Source organism: Galbibacter sp. PAP.153 (assembly GCF_037029175.1).
Classification (GTDB): Bacteria; Bacteroidota; Bacteroidia; order Flavobacteriales; family Flavobacteriaceae; genus Galbibacter; species Galbibacter pacificus.
On the sequence record NZ_JAZEUN010000013.1, the window covers coordinates 115,723 to 126,328 of the forward strand.

The window sequence follows — 10,606 nt, forward strand, 5'->3', positions numbered from 1 at the left end:
ACCATGAAAAAAGTATTGTTTTTTTTACCGGTTTTACTATGCAATTGCCATACGTTATTCGCTCAGTTTAACGAACACCCCATTCTCAACCTAGAAAATGAAGATAAAAAACGTATAAATTGGGGATATTTTTTAGGGTTCAATCAATACGATTTTAAATTTGACTATAAAGAGTATGATCCAGCTCAAAATAAAACCGATGTCTTGGTTGCCAAAAACATAGGTTTTAATGTAGGGCTCATTGGAGAACTTCGTATTAATGATTATTTTGATTTACGGTTGGAACCCGGACTATATTATACCCAACGCGATCTTGGGTTTCCCGGGTTTTCAGACGAACGTGATTTTTTAAGAGAAGTTAAATCTACATACATACATGTGCCTCTCTTGTTGAAAGTAAGTACCAAACGTCTTGGGAATTTTAAACCCTATATAGTTGGCGGGGTTTCAACCTCTCTCAATTTAAGCAGTAGCCAAGATAGTGCCGAAGACAACGAAACCGGAACATTCCGTATGAAAAAGACCACCTATTATTATGAGATAGGTTTTGGAATCGATTTTTACCTGTATTATTTTAAATTTTCACCTTCCATTAGAGGTGTATTTGCCCTCACAGATGAATTAATTCCGGACAATGACCCCAATAGTCCTTGGACATCCAACATTGATGGCATGTATTCAAGAGGTGTTTTTATTAATTTTACTTTTGAATAGTTATTGATTGCCGGATAATTAATTAATAAGAAAACGGGACCTTCCCTTATTAACTCCTTAAACTGTTAAATCACCTTCGCTTAAACTCGCTCAGTAAAATTGCCGTTGCCGTAGCTACGTTTAAACTTTCGGTTGCCTGAAGCTTTCCAAAACGGGGAATACTTACCTGTTTGCTTACTAAAGAAAGTATCGAAGGAGAAATACCATTTGCTTCATTGCCCATTATCAGGATTGCATTGTTCCCCACTTCGGTTTTATAAATATTCATTCCCTCCATGGTGGCACAAAAAACAGGTTTTTGTGTCTCTTTTAAATAATGTTCCAGGTCTAAATAAATTATGTTTACCCTTGTTAGCGACCCCATTGAAGCTTGAATTACCTTTGGGTTATAGCAATCTACAGTATTGGCGCTGCATATCAGGTTTTCTATACCAAACCAATCACACATCCTAATAATGGTGCCCAGGTTCCCGGGATCCCGCACATCGTCTAATGCAACTACCAAGCCTTCATGATCTGGGCATGGATTGGTTTCCTTTATATAAAAAACGGCCAATGTATTGCTTGGCGTTTTCAAAGCACTAAGCTTCTTCAATTCATCTTTGGTAATCTGCTCCACGGCAAAATCATCATCAAAAAGACCCTTTTCTGTTGCAAAAATTTTGTGCAGCTTAAAATTAGAATTCAAAAATTCATTAATTACCTTTATCCCCTCAGCAATAAAAAGGCCATGCTTAATACGATACTTTTTTTGTTGTAGGCTCGTTATAAGTTTTATTTCGCTTTTGCTAACCATCCAAATAATGTATTTTTGACGTTAAATTTAATTAATTGCCCGCTTGAGAGATTTTTTTGTAAAAATAACAGTATTATTTATTGTAATACTATTTATAAGCTCATGTAATGCCGTAAAAAGGGTAAAAGATGATCAATATTTACTTTCCAAGAACAATATCCTTGTAAATGGCGAAAAAATAAAAGACGAAGAAGTTGCAGGATTGCTTTCGCAAAGACCCAATAATATGGGGCGGTTGGCACTGTACAACCTTGCCAGGGAAAACCCGGATTCTTTTTATGTTGCAAAACTGGACACCGCTTTAAAAGATATCAATCTATTCGAAAGGATTATATCCAAAAAACAACTGGTGCAGGTTGCCGATTATAAAATAAATTTTAACAACTGGTTGATGAAAACCGGTGAAGCCCCCGTAATTATAGATGAGAACAAGACTAAAAAATCGGCAGAAAGGCTAGAGCTCTATTACGACACAAAGGGGTATTTTAATAATATAGTAGAATATGAGGTGGACACAACGGGCCAAAAAGAAAAAAGGGCAGTTGTTAACTATCGCCTTAAAACCGGGCCCGCATATTATATAGACAGTATTTCCACGGCTATCCCATCCAAAGACCTGGATTCTATTTACGAACGATACAAACGTTTTTCCAGGATACGGCCGGGACAACGTTTTGACCTGGACAATTTTCAAGCAGAAAAAGAACGCTTAACCACTATTTTTTCGAATAATGGTATTTATAAATTTCAGCCCAATTCCATTAGTTTCGATATTCAACGGGATACTACGCTGGGAAAAGATCAAAAAATGCCCGTTCAGGTAGACATCGACAACGTTCCCGAGCGCGACGGGGATTCTTTGGATGAAGTGGCCTATAAAGTGCATCACATAAAAAATGTAAATATTTTTGCCGACTATTCTTTTAACGATGACATATCTAGCCTGCAATCCATTCAATATGATGGATACAATATCTATTTTAAGGACAAGTTAAAATACAGGCCAAAAGCCTTGACCGATGCCATTGCCATTCTACCGGGGAATGTTTATAAAGATTCCGAGAGGTCGCTTACGGCCAGACAGATAAGCAATTTAAAGGTTTTTAAGTACCCAAATATAAATTATGTATATGTAGATAGTACCGACAATCAATTAAACACAAATATTTATTTAGCGCCAAGGCCGCGGTTCTCGCTTAGTTTTAGTTCGGACGTTGTACATTCCAATATTCAAGACATTGGTATTTCTCCAAGTATCTCACTAATTAGCCGAAATATTTTTAGGGGCGCAGAAACATTGGACATTGCTTTTAGGGGAACCTTCGGTTCTTCGTCCGATTTTGATGGACAGGACAGCGGTTTTTTTAATATTGCAGAGTTTGGTGCAGATGTCGGGCTTAACTTTCCACGGATATTCTTTCCGTTCAATACCGATAAATACATACCAAAATCCATGGCTCCGGAAACCCGCTTTTCGGTAGGTGCCACGTTGCAAAAAAATATTGGTCTGGACAAGCAGACCTTAAACGGGATCCTGCGTTACAAATGGAACCCCAACACCAAACGCAAAAACTTTCTGGAATTAATTAATGTTCAATATGTTAAAAACCTAAACACAGACCGTTATTACGATGTGTACGACAACAGTTATGAGGACTTAAATGACGTAGGGACCAAATATGCCGGTCAAGCAGACCCTGCTTATTATGACGAAAATGGCAATTTGATTATCCCCGAAGGTACAACCGGCTTTACAAACGATGTACTTGACGGAAACATAAGCACTTCCACAGACGACCGAAACGAAGTATCCCGGGTTGAAGATCAGCGGGAACGACTCACGGCCAATAATTTAATCTTTGCCAGCAACTACACCTACTTTATTAATAACCGCAGGAATTTTAACGACAATAATTTTTTTCAATTTAGAGGTAAAATAGAATTTGCCGGAAACTTGTTATCGGCAATGGCGCCTATTCTAAATTTCGACAAAAACGAAAACGGCGACAACCTTATTTTTGGGGTACAATATTCTCAATATGTAAAAACCGAGCTCGATTATATCAAATATTGGCGGTTATCCAGAAGTAACGTACTTGCGTTCCGGAGTTTTGTAGGAATGGCCATTCCTTATGGAAATGCGGACAACATACCGTTTATACGAAGCTATTTTGCCGGGGGCTCAAACGACAACAGGGCATGGCAACCATACTCATTGGGGCCGGGAAGGACCGACAACATTAACGATTTTAATGAAGCAAACCTAAAATTGGCCTTCAATTTGGAATATCGGTTTAATTTAATCGGGGATTTTAAAGGCGCCTTATTTGCCGATGCGGGCAACATATGGAACTTTCTTGACGACGTAGACGATGAAGCCGCAGTTTTTGAAGGCATTAGTTCATTAAGCGAAATAGCACTGGGGACCGGTTTTGGTATCAGGTACGATTTTAACTTCTTTGTTTTACGCTTCGACATAGGTTTTAAAACTTACGACCCTTCTTATCAAAAAAGTAAAAGATGGTTTACCGACTATAATTTTGGCAATGCTGTATACAATATTGGTATTAATTATCCCTTTTAAGCCATCTAAATTTCTTATTTTTGCAAACGCATTACTAATAAAACAACTAAATATAAATTCGAAACTTAAATTTTATGAGTCATAACATTAAACCAGGTGTAGCCACAGGAGATGAAGTACAAAATATCTTTAACTATGCCAAAGAAAAGGGATTTGCACTTCCGGCTGTTAACGTAATTGGTAGCAGCAGCATTAATGCGGTACTTGAAACTGCTGCAACGTTAAACTCCCCCGTTATTATCCAGTTTTCTAATGGCGGCGCTCAGTTTAATGCAGGAAAAGGTTTATCCAACGAAGGACAACAATCGGCTGTGGCCGGAGCTGTGGCCGGAGCCAAACACGTACACGAATTGGCCGAGAAATATGGTGTTCCGGTAATTTTGCATACAGACCATTGCGCCCAAAAACTATTACCTTGGGTAGACGGTATGCTAGATGCCAGCGAAAAGCATTTTAAAGAAACAGGGAAGCCTTTGTTTAGCTCCCATATGATTGATTTATCTGAAGAGCCTATCGAAGAAAACATCGAAACCTGTAAAAAATATTTGGCCCGAATGCACAAAATGGGAATGACCCTGGAAATTGAACTGGGTATAACCGGAGGTGAAGAAGATGGCGTTGACAATACCGATGTAGACGATTCTAAACTATACACACAGCCAGAAGAGGTTGGCTATGCCTACGAAGAACTTTCCAAAGTATCACCCCGCTTTACCATTGCAGCAGCCTTTGGAAATGTTCACGGAGTGTACAAGCCTGGGAACGTAAAACTTACTCCTAAGATTTTAAAGAATTCTCAAGAATATATATCAGAAAAATACAATGTGCCACATAACAGCATCGACTTTGTATTTCACGGTGGTTCAGGATCTACCGTAGAAGAAATCAGGGAAGCTATTGGTTACGGAGTTATCAAAATGAACATCGATACAGACCTTCAATATGCATATTTAGAAGGAATTAGGGACTATATGGCCAATAAGGTCGATTATCTAGGGGCTCAAATTGGTAACCCCGAAGGACCGGATTCCCCAAATAAAAAACATTACGACCCAAGAGTTTGGGTACGGGAAGGCGAAAAAACCTTCATCACCAGACTTAAAAAGGCTTTTGAAGATTTAAACAACGTAAATACGTTATAATAAACTGATTGTGCATCCGGAAGTTCTTCTTCCGGATGTTTATTTTAATTATACGAAGAATATGGCTTGGTTCAAAAGAAAAGAAAAAGGTATACAAACCACTACCGAAGAAAAAAAAGACACCCCAAAAGGGTTGTGGTATAAGTCGCCTACCGGAAAAATAGTAGAAGCCGACGAGCTTGCTAAAAATTTTTATGTAAGTCCAGAGGACGATTACCATGTTAGGATTGGTAGTAAAGAGTATTTCTCTATCCTATTTGATGACAACAAGTTTAAAGAACTGGACCCAAACCTCGAATCTAAAGACCCTTTGAGCTTTGTTGACACCAAAAAATATTCAGACAGGCTTAAGCAGGCCCAAGAAAAAACAAATTTAAAAGATGCCGTAAGAACTGCCGTAGGTAAATCCAAAGGAAAGGATTTGGTTATAGCATGTATGGATTTTTCTTTTATAGGCGGATCCATGGGAAGTGTTGTTGGAGAAAAAATTGCCCGCGCCATTGATTATTCCATTAAAAAGAAAACTCCTTTCTTAATGATTTCAAAATCAGGGGGAGCCCGTATGATGGAAGCAGCATTATCATTAATGCAGTTAGCAAAAACTTCGGCCAAATTAGCCCAACTTTCAGATTTGGGAATCCCATATATTTCATTATGTACCGATCCAACCACCGGTGGAACAACAGCATCATATGCTATGTTGGGGGACATTAATATTGCCGAGCCAGGTGCTTTAATCGGTTTTGCGGGGCCACGTGTAGTTAAAGAGGCTACCGGAAAAGACTTGCCCGAAGATTTTCAAACTTCAGAGTTTTTATTGGAGCATGGCTTTTTAGATTTTATCACCCACAGAAAAGACCTAAAAAACAAGATAAATCAGTACATAGACCTTATACAGAACAAACCTATAAGGGTTTAAAAGCTTTATACAACCCACAAAAAAATCCGTAAAACAATTGCTTTACGGATTTTTTATTTTCTTCACTCTTTGTTCGCTCAAAAAGAGCTGTTTTATTATTACTATTTCTTCTCCAAGGTTATCTCTACGGTTTCGCCATCGGTCCCCGTAAACATCGCCTTGTCATCACAAGTTCCATCGCCGTAATCAAGTTGGGCCGTTGCATCGTCTTTACTAAAATCAATAACACCGCTCACCAAATGGTCGCAGGACAATTCGGCTCTTAAAGGTGTGCTAATATCACTAGTAAACACAACTCCTTCCCTATTTGTAACAGAGGCGTTTCCCGTAATTAAAAAAGCACTGTCTCCCCAGGTACCGTTATCAAAACCTTTTACCCATTCCCTGGTTTTTTCAGAAGAAACCGCCATGGAAGTATCGTCTTCCCATGTCAAAGTAATATCTGTAACAACAGAAGACGTTGGGTTTTCTTCCTGAGAGAAAGTATGCTGATACGTTTTCATACCATTCACGGTAACAGAGTCTACCGTAAAGTTTTCAAAAGTAACCTCGGAGGTTCTGGTATGCGAAGTCGAATCGGTTTCCTTAAGATAACTTAGCGTTAACATTCCGCCAAGCATTTTGCCATCCGGCATTTCGCAACCTTCGCCAAAATCGAGCGTTGTAATAAAACTGTCGCTAGTGGCTTCAGTACTTATGGTATAGCAATCGGGCAACCATCCCTTCGATGCTAGCGCATCACTTTTAGCGGATGTATCGCCTAAATCGGCCACGACCATAAAATCAACCACGTTGTCTATATCACCTGAAACATCTTCGGCCTCCATAGAAGTTTGCACTTCAGCAGGAGTAATTGCTTCCGGAGAAGAACCATCAGGGTTACCATTGGAATCATCATCATTACAAGAAATAATCAATGTAGTAGGCAGTAGGATCATTAATGCATTTCTAAAAAAAGATTTCATAAGGCAAAAATTAAAATTAATACTAAATTTGGTTTCTATTTCTATTGAAATATTTACACTACAAAAACGAACAGAAATTAAAATTATTGCTATCTTTGCGCCCAATGATAGAGAGCCTATCAAATACATAAGAATCATTTAAATAAATATTGGCATGTATTTAGCTAAAGAAGTAAAGGCAGACATATTTAAAAAATATAGCGGTGACGAAAAAAACACCGGGTCTGCAGAAGGACAAATTGCTTTGTTCACCCACAGAATTAACCACTTAACAGGACACTTGAAAAAGAATCGTAAAGATTTTAACACAGAGCGTTCATTGGTTAGGTTAGTAGGTAAAAGAAGAAGCCTACTTGATTATTTGAAGAAAAAAGATATTGAAAGATATCGTGCAATCGTCAAAGAATTAGGATTAAGAAAGTAAGATATAAGGGGGCAATTCGCCCCCTTTATTATTTTTCTGGACTTTATATGTATAAATAAACACTTTCTCTTTAATTGAAAAATAGTTTATTACCATACTATAAAAGCTAAAAATCACTACTTTAGCAGTAATAAATTATAACACAACACGTACGCATAAAGCATACAAAAAAGCTTAAATTTAATAGTTTTTCATTGGGTAACAACAACTACAACAACACAACTACTCCGTTGAAAAACACGGAACCCATTGTTTAACAACCTGCTTTGCGCAGGACAATTAAAAAACTATATGATTCCTGAAGTAAAACAAGAAATTATTGATTTAGGGGATGGAAGGACCATTTCTCTAGAAACGGGAAAATTAGCAAAACAAGCAGATGGATCTGTTGTAGTAAAAATGGGAGATGCCATGCTATTAGCTACAGTGGTATCTGCAAGAAGTGCCAATCCCGGTATTGACTTTTTACCATTAACCGTAGACTACAGAGAAAAATTTGCCGCAGCCGGGCGTTTTCCCGGAGGCTTCTTTAAGCGGGAGGCTAGACCGAGCGACAGCGAAGTATTGACCATGCGTTTGGTAGACCGCGTATTAAGACCCCTTTTTCCAAAAGACTACCACGCAGAAACACAGGTAATGATCCAGTTAATGTCTCATGACGAAAATGTAATGCCCGATGCATTGGCAGGCCTTGCAGCATCTACATGCATACAATTGTCGGACATTCCTTTTGAATATCCTATTTCTGAAGTAAGAGTTGCCAGAGTTGATGGAGAGTTCATCATCAACCCGAGCAAACAGCAACTGGAAAAAGCCGATATTGACATGATGGTTGGTGCTTCAGAAGATTCTGTGGCCATGGTAGAAGGTGAAATGCACGAAGTTTCTGAAAAAGAAATGGCCGATGCCATAAAATTTGCCCATGAAGCCATTAAAACACAATGTGAGGCACAAAAAAGGTTAGTAGAAAAAGTAGGTAAAAAAGAAACCCGCGAATACGAGTCTGAACTCGAAGATGAAGCCTTGGCAACCAAAATACAGGAGTTTGCGTACAGCAAATGTTATGCCGTAGCAAAAGAGGATACTTCTAAACAAGAAAGAGGCGAAAAATTTGCCGTTATAAAAGAAGAAATAGAAGCTTGGTATACCGAAGAAGAGCTGGAAGAAGTTGGCGAACTTATTGGTAAATATTTCAGTAAGGCACAAAAAGAAGCCGTTAGAAATCTTATTCTGGAAGAAAACATCCGTTTGGACGGTAGAAAAACAACCGATATCCGCCCAATTTGGTGCGAAGTTAATTATTTACCATCAACCCATGGATCTTCTATTTTTACCAGAGGCGAGACACAAGCCTTGGCAACAGTTACCTTAGGCACTTCCAAACAGGCCAATGTAATCGATCTGCCTACAGAACAATCTGAAGAAAAATTCTATTTACATTATAACTTCCCTCCATTTTCAACCGGAGAAGCACGACCATTAAGAGGAACATCCCGTAGGGAAGTCGGCCATGGAAACCTTGCACAAAGAGCTTTAAAGAACATGATTCCTGCTGATTGCCCCTACACTGTAAGGGTTGTTTCGGAAGTATTAGAATCAAACGGATCTTCCTCTATGGCTACCGTTTGTTCCGGGACAATGGCATTAATGGATGCAGGTGTTCAGCTTAAAAAACCAGTATCGGGTATCGCAATGGGCCTTATTACCGATGGTGAAAAGTATGCTGTATTATCCGATATTTTAGGTGATGAAGATCATTTAGGTGATATGGATTTTAAAGTAACCGGTACGGCAGACGGAATTACAGCATGCCAAATGGATATTAAAATAAAAGGCCTTTCTTATGAAATTCTAGAGAAAGCACTAAACCAGGCCAAAGATGGTAGGTTACATATCTTGGAAAAACTTACAGACACTATTGCAGCTCCAAACCAAAGCGTGAAAGCACATGCCCCTAAAATGGTTACCGTTACCATTCCAGGAGATTTCATTGGCGCGCTTATTGGACCTGGCGGAAAAGTAATTCAAGAACTACAAAAAGCCACCAAAACCGAAATTGTTATCGAAGAGGTGGATGAACAAGGAGTTGTCGAGATTCTTGGTACTGACCAAGCGGGTATCGATGCAGTTTTAGCAAAAATAGAAGCAATTACCTTTAAGCCGGAAAAAGGAGAGACCTATGAAGTAAAAGTCATTAAAGTACTTGATTTTGGTGCTGTAGTAGAATATATCCAAGCTCCAGGCAATGAAGTATTGCTCCATATCTCCGAGCTTGCATGGGACCGTACGGACAATGTAACCGATGTAGTTAATCTAGGCGATGTGTTCGAAGTAAAATACTTTGGCATTGACCCTAAAACAAGAAAGGAAAAAGTTTCCAGAAAGGCACTCATACCAAAACCAGAAGGTTATAAAGAAAGAGTACCCCGCGAAAGGGATGGAAATCGTGATAACAGGTCAAGAGACCATAGAGGCGATAGAAAACCTCGAAGAAACTAAAGCATTTATTTAATTTTTTAAAGTGTGGGAAAGTCCGGTATTTCATCAAGCCGGACTTTTTTTATTCCAAAAAACCAGCAACACCTATTCTCGGGAGTTTTTTATGCCGTCCCCACCTCCAGCGTAGTCTGGCTTTCCTCTATTGCTCCTCGCCCCTGACGCTTCCGCCAGGCATGTAGCTGCGGCAATCCCTGGCCGTGAAATCCAGTACATTAAACAAAAAAGCATGCAACTATACGCTACATCCTAAAATAAAAAGTATAAAAAAAAACATTCATTTCTATCCAACGGAGTCCTGCCAAAAAATTAATTCGGGAGGTTTATCAAAGCTTTTATAATATCTAATCCGCAACACCCCCCTTCAGGCAAACACAAAATAATATTTTAAGCATTTATATGGAGTATTCTTCAGAACCCTCTAAACCATTATTTTTTTGCTGTGTAAACTAGCGATCACTATTGATATCCATGACTTAGATATTCCATGGTTTGGGCTTAAACAAACCATTCCTATCTTAAGGTCCAAATATCCAAGTAGCATATAAATTATAAAAAGGAGGGCC

The 10,606-nt window shown here is 38.7% G+C and carries 8 protein-coding genes; 6 read left to right on the forward strand and 2 right to left on the reverse strand.

Going from position 1 to position 10,606, the window contains the following annotated elements; all coding sequences use genetic code 11:
- Nucleotides 1–3: 3 nt before the first annotated feature.
- Nucleotides 4–714 carry a porin family protein gene (locus UXI14_RS10225; protein ID WP_277898012.1) on the forward strand — a complete coding sequence of 237 codons (711 nt, stop codon included), beginning with the start codon at nucleotides 4–6 and terminating at the stop codon, nucleotides 712–714.
- A gap of 70 nt (nucleotides 715–784) precedes the next feature.
- On the opposite strand, the gene UXI14_RS10230 is transcribed toward UXI14_RS10225, so the two are convergent.
- Nucleotides 785–1,510: an RNA methyltransferase gene (locus UXI14_RS10230; protein WP_335966055.1), complete on the reverse strand. Its 726-nt coding sequence runs from the start codon at nucleotides 1,508–1,510 to the stop codon at nucleotides 785–787.
- 43 nt (nucleotides 1,511–1,553) lie between these two features.
- Here UXI14_RS10230 and UXI14_RS10235 point away from each other — a divergent pair, with 43 nt between their 5' ends.
- The 3 genes from UXI14_RS10235 to accD all read left to right on the forward strand — a co-directional run bounded on the left by UXI14_RS10235 (nucleotide 1,554) and on the right by accD (nucleotide 6,155).
- Nucleotides 1,554–4,094 carry a BamA/TamA family outer membrane protein gene (locus UXI14_RS10235; protein WP_335966056.1) on the forward strand — a complete coding sequence of 847 codons (2,541 nt, stop codon included), beginning with the start codon at nucleotides 1,554–1,556 and terminating at the stop codon, nucleotides 4,092–4,094.
- 74 nt (nucleotides 4,095–4,168) lie between these two features.
- On the forward strand, nucleotides 4,169–5,236 hold the full coding sequence (fbaA, locus tag UXI14_RS10240; RefSeq protein WP_277898009.1) for a class II fructose-bisphosphate aldolase: 1,068 nt from the start codon (nucleotides 4,169–4,171) through the stop codon (nucleotides 5,234–5,236).
- Nucleotides 5,237–5,297: 61 nt separating this feature from the next.
- Nucleotides 5,298–6,155, forward strand: a complete 858-nt coding sequence (accD, locus tag UXI14_RS10245; RefSeq protein ID WP_335966057.1) for an acetyl-CoA carboxylase, carboxyltransferase subunit beta — start codon at nucleotides 5,298–5,300, stop codon at nucleotides 6,153–6,155.
- A 101-nt stretch (nucleotides 6,156–6,256) separates the two neighbouring features.
- On the opposite strand, the gene UXI14_RS10250 is transcribed toward accD, so the two are convergent.
- Nucleotides 6,257–7,120 (reverse strand): hypothetical protein, encoded by an 864-nt coding sequence (locus UXI14_RS10250; RefSeq protein WP_335966058.1) that lies wholly within the window; start codon nucleotides 7,118–7,120, stop codon nucleotides 6,257–6,259.
- A gap of 154 nt (nucleotides 7,121–7,274) precedes the next feature.
- Here UXI14_RS10250 and rpsO point away from each other — a divergent pair, with 154 nt between their 5' ends.
- Together rpsO and UXI14_RS10260 are read left to right on the forward strand one after the other, a co-directional pair.
- Complete coding sequence (gene rpsO, locus UXI14_RS10255; protein ID WP_277898006.1) at nucleotides 7,275–7,544, forward strand: 30S ribosomal protein S15; 270 nt, start codon at nucleotides 7,275–7,277, stop codon at nucleotides 7,542–7,544.
- A gap of 291 nt (nucleotides 7,545–7,835) precedes the next feature.
- On the forward strand, nucleotides 7,836–10,043 hold the full coding sequence (locus tag UXI14_RS10260) for a polyribonucleotide nucleotidyltransferase (protein WP_335966059.1): 2,208 nt from the start codon (nucleotides 7,836–7,838) through the stop codon (nucleotides 10,041–10,043).
- Nucleotides 10,044–10,606: the final 563 nt, after the last annotated feature.